Annotated in this window: 16 protein-coding genes; 2 read left to right on the forward strand and 14 right to left on the reverse strand. The window is 72.1% G+C overall.

From position 1 onward, the window contains the following. Positions 1–15 precede the first annotated feature (15 nt). The 3 genes from ACFY2L_RS12315 to ACFY2L_RS12325 are packed head-to-tail and all read right to left on the reverse strand — an operon-like array spanning position 16 to position 3,656. A complete protein-coding gene (locus ACFY2L_RS12315; protein ID WP_390656867.1) occupies positions 16–1,014 on the reverse strand; it encodes an ABC transporter permease in 999 nt (332 codons plus the stop codon). Continuing rightward, complete coding sequence (locus ACFY2L_RS12320) at positions 1,011–2,600, reverse strand: sugar ABC transporter ATP-binding protein (RefSeq protein ID WP_390822218.1); 1,590 nt, start codon at positions 2,598–2,600, stop codon at positions 1,011–1,013. Before ACFY2L_RS12320 ends, ACFY2L_RS12315 begins: the two co-directional genes overlap by 4 nt. Before the next feature lie 9 nt (positions 2,601–2,609). Further along, positions 2,610–3,656 (reverse strand): sugar ABC transporter substrate-binding protein, encoded by a 1,047-nt coding sequence (locus ACFY2L_RS12325; protein ID WP_390822219.1) that lies wholly within the window; start codon positions 3,654–3,656, stop codon positions 2,610–2,612. A gap of 239 nt (positions 3,657–3,895) precedes the next feature. On the opposite strand from ACFY2L_RS12325, the gene ACFY2L_RS12330 reads away from it, so the two are divergent. Next, positions 3,896–4,924, forward strand: coding sequence for a response regulator transcription factor (locus tag ACFY2L_RS12330; RefSeq protein ID WP_390822220.1), 1,029 nt, complete (start codon positions 3,896–3,898; stop codon positions 4,922–4,924). A gap of 119 nt (positions 4,925–5,043) precedes the next feature. On the opposite strand, the gene ACFY2L_RS12335 is transcribed toward ACFY2L_RS12330, so the two are convergent. From ACFY2L_RS12335 to ACFY2L_RS12345, 3 genes are all read right to left on the reverse strand, one after another. After that, on the reverse strand, positions 5,044–7,044 hold the full coding sequence (locus ACFY2L_RS12335; RefSeq protein WP_390656871.1) for an RICIN domain-containing protein: 2,001 nt from the start codon (positions 7,042–7,044) through the stop codon (positions 5,044–5,046). Between the two features lie 17 nt (positions 7,045–7,061). Then, a complete protein-coding gene (locus tag ACFY2L_RS12340) occupies positions 7,062–7,244 on the reverse strand; it encodes an AbfB domain-containing protein (protein ID WP_390822221.1) in 183 nt (60 codons plus the stop codon). Positions 7,245–7,394: 150 nt separating this feature from the next. Next, positions 7,395–8,609: an ATP-binding protein gene (locus tag ACFY2L_RS12345; RefSeq protein WP_390822222.1), complete on the reverse strand. Its 1,215-nt coding sequence runs from the start codon at positions 8,607–8,609 to the stop codon at positions 7,395–7,397. Between the two features lie 246 nt (positions 8,610–8,855). Here ACFY2L_RS12345 and ACFY2L_RS12350 point away from each other — a divergent pair, with 246 nt between their 5' ends. Further along, positions 8,856–9,602, forward strand: a complete 747-nt coding sequence (locus tag ACFY2L_RS12350; RefSeq protein WP_390656876.1) for a TetR/AcrR family transcriptional regulator — start codon at positions 8,856–8,858, stop codon at positions 9,600–9,602. A gap of 62 nt (positions 9,603–9,664) precedes the next feature. On the opposite strand, the gene ACFY2L_RS12355 is transcribed toward ACFY2L_RS12350, so the two are convergent. From ACFY2L_RS12355 to ACFY2L_RS12390, 8 genes are all read right to left on the reverse strand, one after another. Beyond that, the gene (locus ACFY2L_RS12355; protein WP_390656877.1) at positions 9,665–10,471 is read right to left on the reverse strand and encodes an amidohydrolase family protein; all 807 of its coding nucleotides are present in this window, start codon (positions 10,469–10,471) and stop codon (positions 9,665–9,667) included. 12 nt (positions 10,472–10,483) lie between these two features. Further along, positions 10,484–11,668, reverse strand: a complete 1,185-nt coding sequence (locus ACFY2L_RS12360; protein WP_390822223.1) for an alpha/beta hydrolase — start codon at positions 11,666–11,668, stop codon at positions 10,484–10,486. Positions 11,669–11,826: 158 nt separating this feature from the next. Continuing rightward, positions 11,827–13,329, reverse strand: coding sequence for an FAD-dependent monooxygenase (locus ACFY2L_RS12365; protein ID WP_390822224.1), 1,503 nt, complete (start codon positions 13,327–13,329; stop codon positions 11,827–11,829). A 333-nt stretch (positions 13,330–13,662) separates the two neighbouring features. Further along, complete coding sequence (locus ACFY2L_RS12370; protein ID WP_390822225.1) at positions 13,663–14,469, reverse strand: amidohydrolase family protein; 807 nt, start codon at positions 14,467–14,469, stop codon at positions 13,663–13,665. Then, entirely contained in the window at positions 14,466–16,481 is a 2,016-nt protein-coding gene (locus ACFY2L_RS12375) for an acetoacetate--CoA ligase (protein WP_390822226.1), read from the reverse strand. The genes ACFY2L_RS12370 and ACFY2L_RS12375 overlap by 4 nt, the downstream gene beginning before the upstream one ends. Beyond that, positions 16,478–18,079, reverse strand: coding sequence for a bifunctional 3-(3-hydroxy-phenyl)propionate/3-hydroxycinnamic acid hydroxylase (locus ACFY2L_RS12380; protein WP_390656884.1), 1,602 nt, complete (start codon positions 18,077–18,079; stop codon positions 16,478–16,480). The genes ACFY2L_RS12375 and ACFY2L_RS12380 overlap by 4 nt, the downstream gene beginning before the upstream one ends. Next, a complete protein-coding gene (locus ACFY2L_RS12385) occupies positions 18,076–19,026 on the reverse strand; it encodes a fumarylacetoacetate hydrolase family protein (RefSeq protein ID WP_390822227.1) in 951 nt (316 codons plus the stop codon). Before ACFY2L_RS12385 ends, ACFY2L_RS12380 begins: the two co-directional genes overlap by 4 nt. After that, the gene (locus ACFY2L_RS12390) at positions 19,023–20,168 is read right to left on the reverse strand and encodes a VOC family protein (protein WP_390822228.1); all 1,146 of its coding nucleotides are present in this window, start codon (positions 20,166–20,168) and stop codon (positions 19,023–19,025) included. Before ACFY2L_RS12390 ends, ACFY2L_RS12385 begins: the two co-directional genes overlap by 4 nt. Between the last annotated feature and the right edge of the window lie 188 nt (positions 20,169–20,356).

Genomic DNA, 20,356 nt, shown 5'->3' on the forward strand with positions numbered 1-20,356 from the left:
GGGAAGGCCGCCGTGTCACCGCGTCGGCCGCGGGCCGAGGTACGCGAGTGCCGCGCCCGCCACCAGGGCGCCGCCCTGCGCCATCTGCTGCCAGAACGTGGGGACGCTCAACAGGGTCAGGCCGTTGTTCAGACAGCCGAGGAACAGCACGCCGAGCAGCACCCCGAAGACGGAGCCGGAACCACCGGTCAGGGCGACCCCGCCGAGCAGGACGGCGGTGAGGACGGTGAGTTCGAATCCGGTCCCCGAGGTCCCGGCGACCACGCTGTCCAGCACCGACGCCTTGATCGCCCCGGCCAGGGCCGCCGCGCTGCCGGTGACGACGAACAGCGCGAACGGCGTACGGCGGACGTCGATGCCGGAGAGGTGGGCGGCCTCCCGGTTGACGCCGATGGCGAAGACGTGCCGCCCGGCCGGCGTGAGAGCCAGGAACAGGGCGCCCGCCGCCAGGACGAGCGCGGCGACGACGACCGGCGCGTCGAGTCCGGCGACGCGCGACCCGCCCAGCCAGGCGAACCCGGAGCCGAAGCCGCTCAGCGGCAGCGGGAAGAGCTGCTGCGCCAGACCACGCACCGCGGTCAGCATGCCCAGGGTCACGATGAACGCCGACAGCCCCAGGTGGCAGCAGAGGACCCCGTTGACGGCGCCGACCGCCGCGCCCACCGCCAGGGCACCGAGCACGGCGACGACCGGTGACTGGTGCTGCTGCCCGGCGAGCCAGCCGGCGGCCAGTCCGCCCAGGGCGAGGGTGGAGCCGACCGACAGGTCCAGGTAGCCGCTGATGACCAGCAGGGCCAGTGGCACGGCCACGATGGCCAGGGTGGCGGCGTCGGTGGCGATGCCGCGCAGGTTGCCCGCGTCGAGGAAACTGCCGGTCGTCAGCTGGAAGACCAGCACCATGGCGGCGAGCACGACGAGCAGGGGATGGTGCCGCAGGGCGTTCAGCGCGTCCGCCGCCAGCACGCGCGGCTTCGGAAGGAGACGGTCGGCGGGGGTGGTGGTCGCGGTGGTCATGCCGCTCCTTCCGATACGTGTCTGGACGGGAGTGCGTTGTCGTCGGCGTCGTGCACGGCCGCCAGCAGGGCGGCCTCGGTGAGTCCGGTGCCGCCGAGTTCGCCCACGACGCGGCCGCGGGAGACGATCAGACAGCGATGGGCGAGCGCGACGACCTCCTCGGGGTCGCTGGACGCGAACAGCACGGCCGTGCCCCGCTCGGCCGCGAGCGTCGCGACGACCTGGTAGATCTCCTGCCGGGCGCCCACGTCGACGCCCTGGGTGGGTTCGTCGAGGAGCAGCACGTCGACGCCGCGGGCCTCGTTGATCCACCGGCCCAGGACGAGCTTCTGCTGGTTGCCGCCGGAGAAGGCGGACGCGGGCAGCCGTGGCCGGGCCGGACGCAGACCCACGGCCTGTGACAGCGCGCTGAAGACCCGCCGCTCCCCGCGCAGCGCCCGCACACCGTGCCGGGCGAGCGGACGGACCGTGGGCAGCAGCGCGTTGTCCTGTGCGCTCAGCCGCGGGAACAGGCCCTGCCGGCGCCGGTCGGCCGGAACGAGGGCGATGCCCGCCGCGAGGGCGTCGGCGGGGCGGGCGGGGGCGACGGTCCGCTCGCCGAGACGGACGGTGCCGGCCGCGGCGCGGCGTCTGCCGTAGAGCGTCTCCAGCAGGCGCGTGCGGCCGGAGCCGATGAGCCCGTACAGTCCCACGATCTCGCCCTCGCCGACGGCGAGGTCGACGGGGCCGAACCCGGGGCCGCGCAGACGGTTCACCAGCAGACGGGGGACGCGCGGGACGCCGTCGGCGGGCGTGGCGGCCACCTGGCCGGCACCGCCCGCCGTGACCCCCGGCGCGTCGGGAGCCGGCCGGCCCACGACGGCGTCGACCAGTTCGCGCCGCGTCCGCCCCGACATCGCCGAGTGGTGGGTCACGCGGCCGTCCCGCAGCACCGTCACGGCGTCCGCGAGGCGCTCCACCTCGGCGAGCAGATGCGTGACGTACACGATGGCCAGTCCCTGGGCCCGCAGGTCCTCCACCCGCTCGGCCAGGGCCTCGCTCTCGGCCCCGGACAGGGCGGCCGTGGGCTCGTCCAGGACCAGGACCGAGGCGCTGCGGCTGAGCGCTTTGGCGATCTCCACCAACTGCCTCTGGCCCATGGGTAGTTCACCCACGCGGTCGCGCGGCGAGCAACTCGCCGCGACCCGCGCGAGCAGGCCCGCGGCGACCTCCTCCTGGGCTCGCCGGTCGATCCGGCCGCACCTGGTCCATTCCTGGCCGAGGAAGATGTTCTCGGCCACCGTCAGGGAGTCGACGACGCTGAGCGTCTGGAAGATGATCGCCACGCCCGCGGCGATGGACTGGCGGGGACTGAGCCGTGCGTAGCGGTCGCCGCCCACCTCGATCGTCCCCGCGTCCGGTGCGAAGGCTCCGCCGAGGCACTTGATCAGGGTGGACTTCCCGGCGCCGTTGTGGCCGAGCAGAGCGTGCACCTGACCTCCGGGGACCGTGAGGTCCACGCCGTCCAGTGCCCTGACGCCGCCGAAGGACTTCGTCAGTCCGCTGATGCGCAGCGTGGGCCCCGTCGTACGCGTCCTGTCCGTCATGACGGCCGCCTAGGCGTTCTGGGCCAGCAGGGCGTCGATGGCCGCCGTGTCGCCGCGCTGCACGAAGGTGATCGGCACCTGGACGCTCGGATCGGCCTTCCCGGCGGCGACCGCGAGCGGTACGTCGACGACGGCGCCCGCGATGTCCTTCGGCGCCAGGGCGGCCGAGGCCCGGTAGAAGGTGCCCTGTCTGATCGCGAGCAGGGAGGGCGCGGATCCGTCCTGCCCGCCGACGAAGGTCTTCTCGTCGTCCTTGGCCCGGCCGGTCTGCTGGAGCGCCTTGAACCCGCCGTACGCGGCGGCGTCCGTGACACCGAGGATGATGTTGAGGTCGGGGTGCTCGGCGAGGATGGCACGGGACTTGGTCAGTCCGGTGTCCGGGTCGATGGCCTGCTCCCTGGCCACCACGTCCACACCGGGCGCGAGCTTGGTGAAGGCGTCGATCATGCCCTGGGTGCGCTCGCGGCCCAGCTGGATCGTGCTGTCGGTGAGGAAGGCGATCTTGCCCTTCCCGCCGAGCCGCTCGCTCGCCCACTTCGCGGCGGCCTCGCCGAGCAGCGTGCCGCCCTTGACGAAGCTGAACTGGATGTCCGCGCTCTGGTGCTCCAGCGATCCGCCGTACGTCACCCAGATCAGCCCGGCGTCCAGTGCCCTCTCGGCGATCGCCTCGGCGGCCTCGAAGACCATCGGGAAGGACACGATGGCCGGGACCTTCTGCGCGACCCAGGCGCCGAGATTGGTCGCCTGGGTGTCGGCACTGGCGTTGTCGCTGGTCGTCACCAGTGAGGCGCCCCGCTTCCGGGCGGCGGCGGTGGTGAGCTTCACCAGCGTCGAGTAGAGCGGGAGCTGGGTGAAGGGATAGTCCAGGCCGATCCTGGTCAGGGCGTCGGCGCCGGAGGAGGCGCGGGCCGCCGCGTTCGCGGCCTTCGCGTCCGTGCCGTCGCCGGGGGCCGAGCAGCCCGCGGCGGTCAGCGCGGTGGCCGCCGCACCGGCACCGGACCAGGCGAGGAACTGCCGGCGTGAGGCCGAGGGGGCGGCGGACGGGGTTCTGGTCATGGCGGTCTTCTCCGGAGGGCAGGGCCTGGACGGCAGGCGAAGGAATCGGCGGCTGTGGCGAACAAGAAAAGACCCGGCGGCCGCGCTCCGCCATCCGTACAAATACCGACCCCGGCCCAGGCCGGCCGCCGGCCCGGGCGAACCCGGTCACGTCTTGGTGAACGCCTTGCCCCGGACACCCGCCCCCGCATACCGTTAGGGGCCAAACGACACAGGTCGCGGGTTCCCCGGAGGCCTCCATGCCCAGCCACCACCAGCTAGCGGCAGCCGCCCGCATCGGCATGCTCACCCGTGAACACGACACGGTCTCGGCCTGCGCCCAGGCACTGCAGGAACTGCGGCACGCCCTGCCCCTGGACGCGGTGACCCTGCTCTCGATCGACCCCCTCACCGGAGCGCACGTCGAGGTCGCGGGCATCGGCTACGGCGCCGGGACGTCCGAGTCGCTGGCCGCCGAGTTCGTGTCCACCCGCTGGTACGGCAACGTCGTCGGGCAGCCGCTTCCGCCCTCCATCACCGAGGACGCCGAGGACACCGGACAGTGCTTCCGCGACGGCTGGTTCTACGCCGAACGGATCCGTCCGAGCGGATTGCGCGACGGGCTGACCGGAGCGCTGCGCCACGAGGGCCGCCTGGTCGGTCTGATCAACCTGGCCACGGAGCGACCGGACTCCTACGACACCGAGGCACGGCGCCTGCTCGCCTCGCTCCTGCCGGCACTGGGCGCCCTCGCCGACCCGACGGCCCACACCGCGGACCTTCACGACCTGCCGGCGGAGGCGAGCGCGAGCCTCGTGACACCGCAGGGCGTCATCGCACTCCCGGGCCGGGAGCCCGCAGAGGTGCTGAACGACGGCGCATTCGCGCCGCTGGTCACGGCGTTCGCGGAACTCGGCGGCGACAGACTGAGGTTGCTGTGGCCGGTCGGGCGCACCTGGCACCAGGTGGTACTGCGCCGGTGCGCGGTGCGTTCGACGCCCGAGCGGAGACGGGTCCTCGTGTCCACGGCCGTGACCGAACTGCCGTACGGGCTGAGCCCCCGCGAGCTCGAAGTGCTGACGCGGGCCGCGACGGGGCAGACGAACCAGGCCATCGCACGCGCCCTGTCCCTGTCGCCGCGCACGGTGCACAGCCACATCGAGCACCTTCTGCGCAAGACCGGCTGCGCCTCCCGGGCCGAGGCCACCGCCCTCGCGGTGCGGGACGGCGTACTCAAACCCGCCACCGGAGACATCGAGTTCTTCGTCGAGCGGATGCCCCTCGGCTGAGGGGCCACGACCGGGTGTCGTGGCCCCCTCTCGAACCCCGCGGGGAGCGGAGCCCGTTGCGATGTCCCGCATGCGGTCGCCCGGCACAGCACGGGGAGTTCACCCCGTCGCGGTGGAGGTCAGCTGAGGGTCCACTTCTGGTTGGCCTGTCCGTTGCACGTCCACAGGATCAGCTTGGTTCCGTTGGCGGTCGCCGCGTTGTCGGCGTCGAGGCACAGTCCCGACAGGTCGTTGGTGACGGTGCCGTCGGAGTGGACGGTCCACTTCTGGTTGGCACCGTCGTTGCAGTTCCAGATGATGACCTTGGTGCCGTCGGCGGTGCCGTTGTCGTCGGCGTCCAGGCATTTGTGGCCGTAGACGACGAGCTCGCCGCGTGAGGTGCGCGCGAAGGTCTCGTTCTGCCCGCCGAAGCAGTCCCACAGGATGGCCTGGGAGCCGTCGGTGATGGTGTTCTTCTCCAGCCCGACGCAGCGGTTCGAGGCGGTGCCGACGAGGGCGACGCCGTCGGTGCCGGGGACGGCCTGGACGCGGATCGCGTCGATGTCGGGCGCGGTGCCGCCGGAGACCGCGGCGAAGCGCACGGTGTTGGTGCCCTTGGCCAGGTGCGCCAGTACGGACACCGTGCGATAGGTCGTGGCCGAGCCGGTCGGCGGGAAGGAGACCACCTGCCGGTACTGGCCGTTGACCTGGAGGGTGGCCTTGCGGGCGGTGCCGCCGCCGTTGGCGTAGGTGATGTCCACCAGCTTGGTGCCCGCCGTGCCGGCCGTGACGGCACTGAAGTCGGGCGTGGTCGCCGTGCCGGTGTCCTCGTAGGCCGAACCGGGCGCTTCGGTGCCGGAGACGGTGAGCAGGACGGCGTCGCCGGCCGGGACGCCGGTGGTGTAGCCCGTCGCGTGGGATCCGGCGTCGGTGCCGGTCCAGGCGTTGCGCACGGTGGCGGTGGCCGAGGTCAGGCCGAGGTCGGCCCAGCGGACGGTGATGTTCGCGGCGGAGGAGGTGCGGTTGAGCAGCAGCACGGCGCGTCTGCCGGTGCCGGCGAGGACCTTGCCGTAGACCTGAAGGTTCCGGGTGTCCTCGGCGACCTTGACGCCCTGCAGTCCGCGCGGGTCCTGGTCGATGGCGATGACCTCGCGGTTGGTGAGGATGTCGCGGGTGGTGCCGCTCATCGTGGCCACGTTGTTGCCGGCCAGCAGCGGGGCGCCCGAGACGGCCCACAGGCCCATGTGCAGCCGGTTCTGGGCGGCGGTCAGGCCGTTCATGCCGACCATCAGCATGTCGGGGTCGTTGTAGTAGCCGGTGTGCTGGGCGGCCGGGTGCAGGCCCCGGTCGAAGTTGGTGAGCATCATGCCGGTGGTCGGGGTCTGGCCCCACAGGATGACGTCGGTGCTGGTGCGCCACAGGTCGCCGTGGCCGGCCGCCCAGTTCCACGGGCGTCCGCTGCCCCACTCGCAGAACGACAGCACCAGCCCGCGGCCGGTGACGGCGGTCGCGGCCTCGTTGGCGGCGGCGATCGCCTTGTACGTCGTCTCCTGGTCGAGGCCTTCCACCTGGCCGCCGCACCAGTCGATCTTGACGTAGTCGAAGCCCCAGCGCTGGAAGGTCTCCAGGTCCTGCTGGTAGTGGCCCTCCATGCCGGTGTCGGGGGCGGCGGGGCGGGTGGTGGGGTAGTAGTAGCCGCAGCCCTGCTTGCCGGCGTCGGTGTAGATGCCGGCCTTGAGGCCCTTGCCGTGGATGTAGTCGGCGACGGCCTTCATGCCGCCCGGCCACAGGTCTGCGTCGACGGTGATGGTGCCGTCGGAGGCGCGGGCGCCCTGCCACCAGCCGTCGTCGAGGTTGACGTACTGATAGCCGGCGGCCGCCATGCCGGAGGAGACCAGAGCGTCCGTCTGCTGCTTGATGACGTCGAAGTCGATGCTGCTGGCGAAGCTGTTCCAGGAGGCCCAGCCCATCGACGGCGGGCTGACGGCGGCCTGCGTGGTGCTGACCGCGGCCGGCTCGGCGGCCGGCGGTGCCGGTGTCTCGTGGCCGGCCAGGGCCGTCAGGCCGGCCGCGGCGAGGGCGAGGGTGAGCACGCGGACGGTGACGCGTCTGGCCCAGCCACCTGCGGAGGTGTGCGACATGGGGATGCCTTCCCTGGTCAGTGGGCGACGCGGAAGGCCGCGTCCTGCCGGTCCGTGGTCGTGGAGTTCGGGGCGATGCGCGGCGCGCGGTGCGCGTGGCGGAGGTTGCGGGTGGGGCCGTCGACCGATCGGAAGGGGGCCCCGGACTCGGGCGCCCTGCTGTGGGTGGTCTGGCCGGACGGCAGGGGATGTTCGCTCATGTGTGCTCCAGGGGGCGTGCGGAGGCACTGCGGTGGCCGGTATGTCGGACAGGGTTCGGAAAATCGATCAGACCGTAGGTCGTGGTCATGGCCTCGTCAATCGTCCTGTCGCGCTTTTCCGTCCTCCGCCCCAGGAACCGGGCGGGGACCCTAGTCGGGTGTGGTGTCGCCGGGCAGGGTGACCACGGCGGTGGTGCCGCCGCCGGGTGTCTCTTCGAGGCGGAGGCTGCCGCCGTGAGCGGTGGCGATCCGCTGGCAGGTGGCCAGCCCGATGCCGGAGCCTTCGACGTCTCTGTCCAGGCGGGTGAACATCTCCATCACGCGCTGCCGGTCCTGCGGCGGGATGCCGCAGCCGTTGTCGATGACGGCGATGTCCCAACCCCGCGGATTCGCTTCGGCGGCGATGACGATCCGGCAGCCTCGTGCGCGACTGCGGAATTTGAGGGCGTTGCTGACGAGGTTCTGCAGCAGCACGCGCAACTGGGTCGGGTCGGCGACCACGACGGGCAGGCTCTCGACCGTGACGCGCGCGCCGTGGGTGCGGATGGGAAGGTCGAGGTCCTCGACGACGGCGGAGGCGAGGGCGTTCAGGTCGACGGCTTCGAGGTGGAGCTGTCCGCCCGCGCCGGCCAGGGCGAGCACGTCCTCGATCATGGTGCGCATGCGGTTCGCGGACCTGATGACCCGTCGGGCACAGAACGAGGCGTCGGGGTCGTTCGCGATCGCCGGGATGTCGATGAGGTTGTCTGCGTGACCGAGGATGCCGGTCAGCGGGTTCTTCAGATCGTGGCTGACCTGGCCGGCGAACTGCTGCAGGGCGGCGTTGGAGCGTTCGAGTTCCGAGCGCGCCTCGTCGGCGGCCCGCAGCGCCTGGTGGAGCAGCCGCTGGTGACGGTTCAGATCGAGGATGTCGACGACCATGCGGGCCAGCTTGTCCAGCGCGTCGCGTTGCGGGGCGGTCAGCCGGCGGACCTGGGTGTCGAAGACGCAGAGGGTGCCGAGGACCGGTCCTTCGGGGGTGCGGAGCTGGGAGGCTGCGTAGAAGCGGATGTCGCCGAGGACGCCGCTGACGTAGGGGTTGTCCGCGAAGCGCGGGTCCAGCCTGGCGTCCGGGACGAGCACCGGGGCCGGCTCGACGATGGTGGCCGCGCACATGGAGTCGCTGCGGGCGCATTGCGTGGGTTCGAATCCGATGGCGGCGATCATGTTCGCGTGTTCGGCGGAGATGATGTTGATCACCGCGTGGGGGACCTGGCAGGTGTAGGCGGCGAGTTCCACGATCGACGCAAGGTCCGGCGGAGCCGGCGCGGTCAGGATGCCGTACCGCTCAAGGGCACGCAGGCGTTCCGGCTCATCAGCAGTCACCCGGAACGATGCTGCGGCCACGGTGGTCGTCCCTTCCTGACCGGTCGGTGTCGAAAGATCGTTCCCTGTGCGGCGCCCGCGTCCACGCGTCCGCACGCGGATCACCCGACGGGCCGACCGGAGACCCGGGCGGCTCCCTGGCGGACCGCATCCGCCGTGCCGCTGTCGAAAACGGATACGATAAGGCCGAAAGTCCTGTTCCGGACTCGTGTCGACAGCAGCTCTGGCCGAGAGGGTGACCGCGTCATGGCGTCGCAGGCCCAGCCGGTTCCGGGAAGTCCCGCCTGGTGGGCGAGCCGGACGCCCGCCCCTGCCTACCGGCGCGGACGCCCCCCGATGGACGCCGGGCGGATCGTCGACACCGCCCTGAAGCTCATCGACGACGTCGGGATCCAGGCGCTGACCCTGCGGATGCTCGCCGATGCCCTGGACTCGGGCACGGCGACGCTCTACCGGCACTTCAACGGCAAGGACGAACTCCTCGCTCTCGTCGCCGACCGAATCCTGGGCGAAGTCCACGTCCCCTCCGAGGAGTTGGACGGCCTGTCCTGGAGGGAAGCCGTGACCGCCGTGGCGGACGCCTTCTACGGCACCCTGTGCCGGCACCCCCACGCGCTGTCCTTGCTGGCGGCCCAGGTCCCCGTCGGCCCCCACGGTCTCCGGGCCAGGGAACGGCTCATCACCCTGTTCCTGAGCCACGGCTTCCCGGTCGGCCTGGCCGCGCGGGCCTTCACCGCCGTCGGCCACTACGTGATCGGCTTCGCCATCCAGCAGCACGGCCCCGGCACACCAGGACCCGAGGATCGGACGCAGCTGCGGGACTACTACGACTCGCTCGACCCGGCCGCCTATCCGGCCACGACGGCGGCGGCCGACGAGCTGACCTCCGTACCGCTGCACGAGGAGTTCCGGTTCGGCCTGGACCTGCTCCTCGACGGCCTGGAGAAGGCCAGGCTCGACGCGCCGCGGGATCCTGACCATGGACGGCCCTGACGGGCCTTTCGTTCGAGCGAGGTTCAGATGCGTGCCCCCGGGCCCGGCCGGCGCGCGGCTCCTCAGCGCCAGCCGATCCAGTCGGCCACGGCGCGTCCCATGACCAGCTCCAGGTCGCGCCCCTTCAGCCAGGGCAGCTCCTCGGTGAACATCGTCACCGCCTCGCGCCATGAGCAGGGGAGGCGGGTGATGTCCGTGCCCCAGAACATCCGCTCGGCGCCGTATGCGTCGAAGACCTGCCGCAGGACGCCATGGGTGCCGGCGAACGGGTACGGGTCCGTGGCCATGCCCGGTACGCCCGTCGCCTTCACCGCGATGTTGGGGTGCCGGGCGAGGGCGAGCAGGGCGTCGAGGTGCGCGGCCGCACCGGGCAGCTTCTCGAAGGGGTTGCAGGCGAGATGGTCGATCATCAGGCGCATCTGCGGATACCGCGCGGCGATGCCGCCGACGGCGGGCAGGTACGGGGGCATCACCATGAGCCCCATCGCGATGCCGCGCCGGTCGGCCGCCGCCCACAGCCAGTCCAGCCCGCCCGACGCGAGGCGTTCGGCCGGCTCCGGCGCCGCCAGCATGAAGCGCAGGCCCAGCATGCCGGGTCTGTCCAGCCACGCGTCGACGAGGGACTCGTCCGCCGCCTCGTCGAGGGGGAACCAGCCGAGGGTCGCGAACCGCTCGGGATGACGCTCCGCCGCCTCGACCGCGTAGTCGTTCGCGTCGGCGTCCCAGACCGCCGGACAGTTGACGGCCCGGTCCACACCGGCCTCGTCCATGTCACGCAGGGCGGTGTCGACGGTGTACGGCGCGCGCCAGTGGTGGGGCGGCGCGCTCTGGCCGGCCCAGAGGTGGATCTGCGCGTCGGTGATCTGCACGGGGCTCTTCTCTCAGTTCGCGATCGTTGGGTTCGGCCGGCCGCACAGGCGTGCCACCGTCCAGTCGGCGACGAGGGCGTCGCGGTCGTGCCGGTGGTTGTAGACGCAGTGGTTGCCGTCGGAGAAGACCACCATCCGCTTGTCGTCCGTGGGGGCGCCCCGCAGCAGGACCTGCGCGAGTTCCATCGAGACCAGGGGGTCCTGGCCACCCTGCACGACCAGCAGCGGATAACCGGCGTTGGGTCCGTCGGCCAGCGGGGTGACGGTCCGCCACACGTCCATCGCCCGGTCCGGGTCCCGCGTTCCACAGGCGGCCACCATCTTCGAGAAGAAGGTGCCCATGGTCGGGGGCACGAGCCACGGGGCGTGGATGCCGCCGTTGTCGACGCACGCCCGGATCCGGGGCTCCCGCGCCGCGACGGCCATGGCGAAGCTGCCGCCCATGCTGTTGCCGACGAAGCCGATCGGGCGGCCCGGCGAGCGCTCGGCGAGGAAGTCGACGGCTCGCCCGTAGGCGTCACCCCAGTGCGCCGTGAGGTGGTGACCGTGGGTGAGCCGTGTTTCGCCCTGCCCCGGCCCGTCGAGCATCAGCGCGTCGACGCCGCGCGCCGCCAGCGCCTCGCCGAGGCTGTCGAAATCCATGGCCCAGCCCTCGACGCCCCCGATGACGACGGCGGAGGCGACCGCGTTGCCGCACGCGGGGACCAGCCATCCCGTCATGTGGCCCTGGTCGGTCTCGAGCGTGACGCGCCCGCGGTCGGCGCCCAGTTCGGCGGCCTGTGCGTAGACCGCCGCGGCCCGCGCGAAGATCTGCCGACGCTCGGCGGTGTCGGACAGCATCATCATCTGGCTCATGCGGAGCAGGGCCGACGCACGGCGGAGGTACGCGATCCGGGTGGGCCTCCCCGCGTGTCCGAGTCCCGTCGCGCCCTCGACGCGGCGCAGGCACGTCTCCGCGAGCTCCGTGCAGGCCGACCGCCAGTCCTGCCCCTCGACCACGCGGGCCCTCACCTCGACGGCGTCCGCGTGGTCGACGCCGTAGCCGGTCATGCGCTCCAGCGAGAACTGGCGCAGCGCGGCCTGCGATTCGACCGGGAGCTTCGACGTGGCGTCCTCCGTCTCCGTGCGGCTGCCGACGAAGTCGAGGGTCACGACCGGTGCCGTGCGTCCCTCGGCGACCTTCTCCTGTGCTGACATGGTTGAAGCTCCTCCTGTTCGGTCCGACGCGGCGCGGCAGGACCAGCGGCCGGGGGCGAGCGAGGCAGCGTGTGCTCGACCTCCGCATGGGCGGGCGGCCCACCGGCCGGCCGTCGCGGAGGGCACGAAGACCCCTGCCGAGCTGTACGCGGCGCCGCTCACCTCGGGGTGAACGCCTCGGCCGCGGTGGCGAACGAGGCCGCCCAGTCGCTCGTGATGATGCCGCCGATGTATCCGTCGGGCCGGATCAGCATCAAGGTGTCGCCCTCGACGCCGTAGACGCCGGTCAGTTGGCCGGTGGCGTCGCTGATGCGGCCAGGGTCGATACCGCGCCCGCTGTGGACGGCGTAGCGGCGCAGCTCAGCACCCTCGGCCGGCCATGTCAGCTCGGGCAGGGCCTCGGTGGCGTCGGGGCCGAAGGCCAGCACGGTGAAGTGCGGTCCCTGGAAGATCTCGAAGAGACGGCTGGTGCCGGGTGCGGTGCACGGTGCGTCCGGCGCGCGGTCACCCACATGCAGGGTCTTGGTGGCCGGTGCGTCGGCGGGGGCGAGCGGGCCGCCGCGGTAGGAGAGCGAGAGCTGCCGCTCTTCGTCGCCGCGCTTCAGGCCGGAGACGCGGTGCTCGCTGAGGCTCCGGTAGAGCTCGCTGGACTTGCCGAGGACGTTCGCGGCGATCGGGAGCCGTTCGGCCTCGTAGCTGTCGAGCAGGCCGTCCGGCGCTCCGGCGATCGCCTGACCGAGCTTCCAGCCCAGGTTGTAGGCGTCCTGCACACCGGTGTTGAGGCCCTGCGCGCCGGCCGGGGTGTGCACGTGGGCGGCGTCGCCCGCCAGGAACACCCGGCCCTGGCGGTAGTGCTCGACGAGCCGGACGTTGGGCCGGAACACCGAAACCCAGGTGATGTCGCGGAGCTTGAGGCCGGTGAGCGCGTGGAACCGGTCGGCCAGGGCGGCGTGGTCGAGGTTCGGTGCGTCGCCCGGCTTCAGCCGGATCATCACCTGGAACTGGTCCGAGTGCGGCAGCGGGCACGCTCCCGCGGACGCCTTGGGCCACATGTGCCACCGGTCGCGGGACAGGCCGTCGATGGCGCAGTCGATGATGAGGGTCTTGTCGGAGTCGTCGGTCTCCCCGACGAAGCCGAGCCCGGTGGCCGTGCGGACCGCGCTCGCTCCGCCGTCCGCACCGACGAGGTACCTGCTGCGCACCCGCTCGCCGGTGGAGAGCGTCGAGGTGACGCCGTCGGCGTCCTGCGCGAAGTCTTCCAGGGCGACCCCGTACTCGATGTGCAGTCCGAGGCGTCCGAGCAGGCGGTGCAGGATGGCGTCGGTGCGGTGCTGCGGGAGCAGCAGGATGTTCGGGTAGGGGACGTCCGGGGTCGGCTTACTGCGCTGCTGCATCTTCCACGGCGCGGTGACAGGCCCGACGTGCAGTCCCGCCGGCGGGTAGGGACCGCCCTCCGCCAGTGCCTCGCGCAGCACGCCGAAGTCCTCGAACACTTCCTGGGTGCGGGGCTGGACTCCCTTGGCCCGGGAGCCCTCGAAGGCGTGCGGCGCCTTGTCGACGACACGGACCCGCAGGCCGCGCCGCAGCAGGTCGGCCGCGAGGGTGGAGCCGGTCGGGCCGCCTCCGGCGACGAGGACGTCGATGGCGTGGGCTTCTGTCATGGTGATCGACCTCAGGGGACTCTCTCGACCGGTATTACGGCTACGGCGTATCCGTAACTTTCGGATGCACCGTAGCCGTTTATGGAGGAGGGGGCAAGCGCTCGGGCCGTCGGCCGGTGGCACCGCCGACGGGGTCCCGTCGTCAGTCGCGTGCGCTCGTCGCCGGAGCCAGCCGGGGGAAGAGCGCCGCCGCGGCACCGTGCGGCAGCGGTTCCCGTCGATTGCCGGTCAGGCAGTCACTGCCGGCCAGGGCCTCGGCCAACCCGTGGACGACCCAGTCCGGGGTGTACGGGTAGTCGCTGACGTAGAGGAGGTGGTCGGTGTCCGTCAGGGTCAGCAGGGCGGGGAGCAGCCTCGGCAGGGCGAAGCTGGCGCGTCGTAGTAGAGCCCGCGCAGGGCGCCGAGGACATCGACCGGAGGGCCGCCGCTCGCGAGGGCGAACGCGGCGATCCGGTCGGCGAGGGCCGGCAGCGTCCCGCCCGCGTGCGGAACGATGAAACGGATGCCGGGATACCGTTCGAGCACCCCGCCCAGGACGAGGTGGGTCACCGCGCGCGTGGTCTCGAACGGGAACTCCAGCATGGGGCGAGGGCGGCCCAGGCCGGTCGCCTCCCAGCACGGTGGCGAGGTGGGGTGCAGCAGGACGACCGCGGAACGCCGGTCGAGTTCGGCCATCAGCGCCTCGTAGCACGGGTCGCCCAGATGCCGTCCGGCGTACGAGGTGAGCAGGGTGATGCCGTCGGCCCCGAGATCGTCCAGTGCGTGTCGCGTCTCGGCGAGCGCACCCGGCAGGTCCGGCAGCGGAAGCGAGGCAAGCAGTCCGAAACGCCCGGGGTGGGCCTGGACGAGGGACGCGCCCTCGTCGTTCACCGCGCGGGCCAGCGCCCGGGCGTCGTCGTCGTCGCCGTAGTGCACTCCGGGCGAGGACACCGACAGCAGGGCCGCGGCGATACCCGTACGGTCCATCGCGGCCAGGGCCGCCTCGGGGCTCCAGTCGGGAAGGGCGGGCATCCCGTCGGGCTGTCCGTGGCCCGCCGCTTGCATGGCCGCACGCAGTCGCGGGGTGATGTAGTGGGCGTGAACGTCGATGGCTCCGGCCAGGGGTGGCGGCGGGGCCACAGGAGTGGTCGGTGGTGTCATGCGCTGTTCCTCGCCGCCCGCCGTCCGGCGCCCAGACGAGCGAAGTGCGCCAGGAGCTCTGGGCTGTCGACGGCCGCCGGGCTGACGACCTGGTCGGTGGGAACGCCCTGGAGAAGGCGTTTGACGGGGACTTCGAGCTTCTTGCCGGTACGGGTGTGGGGGATGCCCGGGACGGTGAGGATCTCGTCGGGGACGTGCCGGGGTGAGGCGCCGCTGCGGATGGCGTGGCGGATCCTGTCCCGCAGGGCGTCGTCCAGCTCCACTCCGTCCGCGGGGACCACGAACAGGGGCATCCAGTAGCCGCCGTCGGGTTCCTCCGCGCCGATGACGAGGGCCTCGGTGATCTCGGGGAGGCGTTCGACGGCGGCGTGGATGTCGGCACTGCCGAGCCGTACGCCGTTGCGGTTGAGGGTGGAGTCGGAGCGGCCGTGCACGATCACCGAGCCGTGCCCCGTGGCCGTGATCCAGTCGCCGTGCCGCCACACCCCGGGGTACGTGGTGAAGTAGGCGTCCCGGTAGCGGCTGCCGTCGGGATCGTTCCAGAAGTACAGCGGCATGGACGGCATGGGGCGGGTGACGACCAGCTCGCCGACCTGGTCGACGACCGGCCGGCCCTCGGCGTCGTACGCGGCCAGGGCGACCCCCAGGCAGGGGGCGGACAGTTCGCCCGCCCAGACGGGTGTGGTGGGGGTGCTGCCGGCGAAACCGGAGACGACGTCGGTGCCGCCGCTGCTGGAGGCGAGCTGGACGTGCTCGCCCAGGTGGTCGCGGACCCAGGGGTACGCGGAGGCGGGCAGGGTGGAGCCCGTGCAGCCGACGGCGCGGAGGGACGAGAGGTCGTGGACGGACGGATCGATGCCGAACTTGGCCATGCCCAGGAGGTATTGGGGGCTGGTGCCGAAGAGGGTGACACGGTGGCGTGCGGCCAGTTCCCACAGGACGCCGGGGCGGGTGAGCGGGGCCGGGCTGCCGTCGTACGTGCAGATGGTCGCTCCGGTCAGGAGTGTGGAGACGGCCAGGTTCCACATCATCCAGTGCGTGGTGGTGTACCAGAGGAGGCGGTCGCCGGGGCCCAGGTCGGACTGAAGGCCCAGGGTCTTGAGGTGTTCCAGCACGACACCGCCGTGGCCGTGGACGATGCCCTTGGGCAGACCGGTGGTGCCGGAGGAGAACAGGACCCACAGCGGGTGGTCGAACGGCACCGGCGTGCAGACGAGTTGCTCGGTGCGGGTGGACGCGTCCTCCCACGGGACGGTCTGCGCCGGGTGGTCGTCCTGAGACCAGGGCAGCCCGACGTGGTCCACCAGGACGGTGGCCTTCAGGGTGGGCAGCGCGCGGGCCAACTCCCGTACGGCCGGACGCCGGTCGTGGACGGTGCCGTTGAAGAGGTAGCCGTCGGCCGCGACCAGCACCGTGGGTTCCAGCTGGGCGAAGCGGTCGGCGGCGGCCGTGGGAGCGTAGTCCTGGCCGCACACCGACCAGACGGCGCCGAGGCCGGCGGCGGCCAGGAAGGCGACGACGGCGTGCGGGGTGTTGGGGAGATAGCCGACGACCCGGTCGCCCCGGCCCACGCCCAGATCGCGCAGGGTGGCGGCGACGGAGGCGACCTGGGCGCGCAGTTGCTCCCCGGACACCTCGTGGCCGGCCCCGGTCTCGTCCAGTGCGACGATCGCGGGCCGGTCGTCACCGAGGTGACGCAGCGCGTGCCGGGTGTAGTTGAGGGTGGCTCCGGTGAACCAGCGGGCGCCGGGCATCCTCTCCTCGGCCAGCACCTGCTCGTACGGGGTGGCCGCGTCGACGTCGAAGTACTCCCACACCGCGCTCCAGAACCCTTCGAGGTCCGTGACGGACCAGCGGTGCAGGGCGGCGTAGTCGGTGTGGTCGTGGGCGGCTCCGACACCCCGGTGCCGGGCGACCCAGCGACCGAAGTCCGCGATACGGCTGTGGGTGCCGGCCTCCGGGTCAGGGGCCTGGAAGGGCTTCCCCGGCGGGGTGAGCTGGGCTCTGGTCATCGCGGTGCGCTCCTCGACAGGGGGGCGGTGGTGAACGGTTCGGTGGGGGAGGGGAGCCGGGTGCTGCACAGCAGCGGCGCCCAGGCGGCGGTGTCCGTGAAGTCGGCGGCGCCCGCCGGGACGACGTCCACGACGACCCGGTCGGGACGCAGCAGGACGGCGTCCGCCCGGCCGCCGCGCAGCCAGGCGGCGAGGACGCCGTCGTCGCCGAGGCCGTCCGTGGCGACGATCCGTGCGCCGATCGCCTCGGCGGCGGCTCGCAGCCAGGGTGCGGCGGGGACGGCACTCAGGACGGCGAAGGAGTCGCCGAGCAGCTCGTCGAAACGGATCCGCCCGGCACCGACACCCACCCAGGGCTGCGGACAGCACCTGCCCGCCAGATCCCGCCGGCCCGGGCGGGGGCGCCGCCGTACGAGGGCGCTCCGGCTCAGGGCCGGAACGAGGTCGCGGCCGGCCGCCTCCCGCAGGGCGGGTATCCGGCTGGCCGTGCTCATGAGGCTCCGGCGCAGCGCGGCGGCACGGTCCTGGCCGCCGGTCATGGCCCAGCCCATCGCGACGGCGAGGCGGATCATGTGGCGGGCGTGCGGCTTGCGTTCGTTCTCATAGGTGTCCAACAGGCTTTCAGCGGCGCCCTGTCGGAGGACGCGGGCGATCTTCCACGTGAGGTTGTACGCGTCCCGCATCCCCGCGCACAGGCCCTGGCCGATGAAGGGCGGGGTGAGGTGGGCGGCGTCGCCGAGCAGGAAGACACGCCCCCGGCGCCAGCGGTCGGCGACACGAGCCCGGAAGACGTACTCGGCCTGCCGGATCACTTCGACGTCGCCGTCGTACGGCACCTCCACCCAGGGGGCGATCAGCTCCCGTACGCGTCCGGCATCCAGCTCCTCGCCGTCCCGCAGGCGGAACTCCCAGCGGTAGCGGTCCTCGCCGATCCGCATGAACGTCGCGGCCCGGGCGGGGTCGCAGACCTGCTCGACACCCTCCCAGCACCGGACGGGACGGTCCGTGCGGACATCGATGACGGTCCAGCGCTCCTCGAAACGCAGGTCCTCCCATACGGCGCCGATGGCCTCGCGGGTGAGACTGCCGGCCCCGTCGCACCCGAGGACGGCGTCCGCCTCCAGATACTCGGGACTCTCCGTGCCGTCACGGCGGAACGCCACCCGTACGGGACCGTCGCCGCTCTGGTCGATGCCGACCACCTCCACGCCGCCCCGCAGTTCGCACTCGGACCGCCGGGTCAGGGCGTCGCGCAGCAGCCTCTCCAGCTCCGGCTGGTCGAACATGCTGGTCTGCGGGTAGCCGTGGTGTCCGTGCCCGGAGCGCCGGAACTCGCTGATCACCCGGTGCCGGGCGTCGAGCAGCCGCAGGCCCCTGGCCGGGCGGGCGAGTGCGGCGAACTCCTCGTGGACGCCGGCGGCCTGGAGGATCCGCCGGACCTCGTCGTCCGTGGCGACGGCGCGCGGCAGCGGGTAGACGTCCCGGTGACGTTCGAGGACGACGGTCCGCACACCGCGGCGGGCGAGCAGGAGCGCGGCCGTCACCCCCACCGGTCCCGCACCGATGATGACGACGGGTACCCGGGAGACGGCGCTCATCGGGCGTCCGTGACGGGGGTGCGCTGTTCGCCGAGGTCGATGCGCCCGTCCGGGGTGGCGATGGTGGCGGTGACGACGTCGCCCTCGTGCAGGTAGTGCGGGTTGCGGGCCTGGCTGTTGAAGAACGCCTTCCACTTCAGGGCGGGCGGCAGCAGCGCGCCGATCTTCTCGACCGGTTTCGGGGGTGCCTTGAGGGCTGTGCCGCCCGGGGTGCCGGTGAGCAGGAGATCGCCGGGCCCGAGGTTCTGGAAGCGGGCCAGCAGTGTCAGCGCCCGTGCCGGCCGCACGATCATGTCGGCGAGGGTGCGGTCCTGGCGCGGGCTGCCGTTGACCGACAGTGTCAGCCGCAGGTCGAGGAGGTGGGGGAAGTCCTCCGGTTCGAGCAGTGTCAGGTACGGTCCGGTCGGTGTGAAGGTGGGGTACGACTTGCTCTCGTAGAACTGGCCCTTGGTCAGCTGCACGTCACGGGCGCTGACGTCGTTGGTGAGGACCAGCCCGGCGACGTAGGAGGGCAGGTCGGGCTCGGCGACCACGGTGCCCACCGGCAGGGGTGCGCCCATGACCAGGCCGAGCTCGACTTCGTAGTCGAGGAACCTCACGTGCGCGGGCTTGACGACGGTGTCGTGCGGGCCGCTGACGGAGCCGGAGGCCTTGCGGAAGAAGGTGGGCGGGATCTCCCCCGTGAAGCCCGAATCGCGGGCGTGACTGCGGTAGTTGACCATCTGCGCGACCACCCGGCACGGGGTGGTGACCGGGGACAGCGGGGCCAGCTCCGCGACGGGCGTGCCCGTCGCGCCGGAGACCTCGGTCTCCCGTGCGGCCTCCCGTACCGCTTCGCGGTCCGCGAGCAGCTCGGCGGTGGTGACGGCCTTGGTCTCGACACGGACGGCGTGCTCGTCGCGCACCACCCACCAGCCCTCGGCGGTACGCAGGACGTTGGTGCTCATGAGTTCATCGCTTTCAGCAGGCCCAGCAGCCGGGCGGGGTCGAGTTCGTTGTCCTCGCGCAGGGCGCGCAGCAGCTCGCGGATCTTGGCGGGTGACGGATGCGTGCCGAGGAACTCGCGGGTGACGGGCGGCCCCCACTGCGCCAGCCCGCTCGCCGACAGCGGAGCCCACCCCGGCTCGACGTCGCGGGAGAACAGGTCGCCGTCCGCGAAGTGCTCCATCATGAAACGGTCGGGGTCACGCCAGTAGTCGAAGATCTGGCTGCCCTGGATGTGCCGGCCGATCCCCCAGGTGCGCTGGTAGCCGCGCTGGGTCAGGTACTCCCCGCCCGCGGCGATCGCGTCGAGGTCGGTGACCTGGTAGGCGGAGTGGACGTAATGCGTTCCCGGCCCCAGGTGCATCGCCAGCGTGTGATGGTCCACGGGGACGCTTCCCCGGTCACAGCGGAAGAACGCCATGACCGGGCCGCGTTCCCGCTGTCCGTCCAGGAAGTGGAAGTCGCTGACGATCATCCCGAGCGTGTCGAGATACCAGTTCATGCTCCGGGTGAACGTCGGTGTCTCCAGCACCAGATGCCCCAGTCGCTGGATCCGTGACGGCTCCCGCGGCGGACGCTGGGTGGCGTTCGTACGACGGTGATCCGCCCCGAAGTTGAGCAGGAGCGGCCGCTGGTCGGGCAGCGCGGGCAGCTCCTCGGCGCAGTGCACCACCCGGACCGGGAGGCCCGAGGGGTCCAGCAGGTCGACCAGCCTGCCGCCGCCCGGGACGTCGGCGTCCCGCACGGTGGTCCCCGTCGCACGGGCCAGCCGGTCCAGATCCGCCCGCTCGGCCGCGCGGAACGCCTGGCCGATGAAACGGGACGTACGCCCTCGGCGGATCACCGCGCAGGGAGAGCCGGCGAAGGTGCCGCGCAGCCAGAGGGCGTCCGGTGTACGGGCGGCGACGGAGAAGCCGAAGTCACGCGCGAAGACCTCGGCGCGGTCCAGATCGGGCTTCTCGAATTCCAGCCAGGCGATGTCGGCCACCTTGATCACCGGGTTGCGGGCCCGCCCGGGGTGCTCCCCGCGCAGGGCACCCTGCTCGCTGTGCAGGTCCTGATGCGCGGTCGTGACGTCGGCCTGGGAGGCATGGGTTCGGGACATGGCGTCCTCCAAGCAACATTGCTGTAATGAGGGAATCATCAACCCTGTGCATCTCATCGTCAATAGATGGCACCCGGTCACCTGATGAAAAGCTCAGAGATGCCGACCCGGTCGGATGCTGTGGGACTCCGGCGGCCCGCGTTCGTGTGGGCATGGGCATGCCGGACAAGGGCGTCCGGAGCAGTGGT

Origin of the sequence: Streptomyces sp. NPDC001381 (genome assembly GCF_042895685.1) — a bacterium.
Taxonomy (GTDB): domain Bacteria; phylum Actinomycetota; class Actinomycetes; order Streptomycetales; family Streptomycetaceae; genus Streptomyces.

Bases quoted from the DNA above. Each gene is read 5' to 3' on its own strand.
- ACFY2L_RS12380 (WP_390656884.1), bottom strand. From the start codon at position 18,079: ATGAGCGCCGTCTCCCGGGTACCCGTCGTCATCATCGGTGCGGGACCG.
- ACFY2L_RS12335 (WP_390656871.1), bottom strand. From the start codon at position 7,044: ATGTCGCACACCTCCGCAGGTGGCTGGGCCAGACGCGTCACCGTCCGC.
- ACFY2L_RS12340 (WP_390822221.1), bottom strand. From the start codon at position 7,244: ATGAGCGAACATCCCCTGCCGTCCGGCCAGACCACCCACAGCAGGGCG.
- ACFY2L_RS12385 (WP_390822227.1), bottom strand. From the start codon at position 19,026: ATGAGCACCAACGTCCTGCGTACCGCCGAGGGCTGGTGGGTGGTGCGC.
- ACFY2L_RS12375 (WP_390822226.1), bottom strand. From the start codon at position 16,481: ATGACCAGAGCCCAGCTCACCCCGCCGGGGAAGCCCTTCCAGGCCCCT.
- ACFY2L_RS12365 (WP_390822224.1), bottom strand. From the start codon at position 13,329: ATGACAGAAGCCCACGCCATCGACGTCCTCGTCGCCGGAGGCGGCCCG.
- ACFY2L_RS12360 (WP_390822223.1), bottom strand. From the start codon at position 11,668: ATGTCAGCACAGGAGAAGGTCGCCGAGGGACGCACGGCACCGGTCGTG.
- ACFY2L_RS12350 (WP_390656876.1), top strand. From the start codon at position 8,856: ATGGCGTCGCAGGCCCAGCCGGTTCCGGGAAGTCCCGCCTGGTGGGCG.
- ACFY2L_RS12320 (WP_390822218.1), bottom strand. From the start codon at position 2,600: ATGACGGACAGGACGCGTACGACGGGGCCCACGCTGCGCATCAGCGGA.
- ACFY2L_RS12370 (WP_390822225.1), bottom strand. From the start codon at position 14,469: ATGACACCACCGACCACTCCTGTGGCCCCGCCGCCACCCCTGGCCGGA.
- ACFY2L_RS12315 (WP_390656867.1), bottom strand. From the start codon at position 1,014: ATGACCACCGCGACCACCACCCCCGCCGACCGTCTCCTTCCGAAGCCG.
- ACFY2L_RS12325 (WP_390822219.1), bottom strand. From the start codon at position 3,656: ATGACCAGAACCCCGTCCGCCGCCCCCTCGGCCTCACGCCGGCAGTTC.
- ACFY2L_RS12330 (WP_390822220.1), top strand. From the start codon at position 3,896: ATGCCCAGCCACCACCAGCTAGCGGCAGCCGCCCGCATCGGCATGCTC.
- ACFY2L_RS12390 (WP_390822228.1), bottom strand. From the start codon at position 20,168: ATGTCCCGAACCCATGCCTCCCAGGCCGACGTCACGACCGCGCATCAG.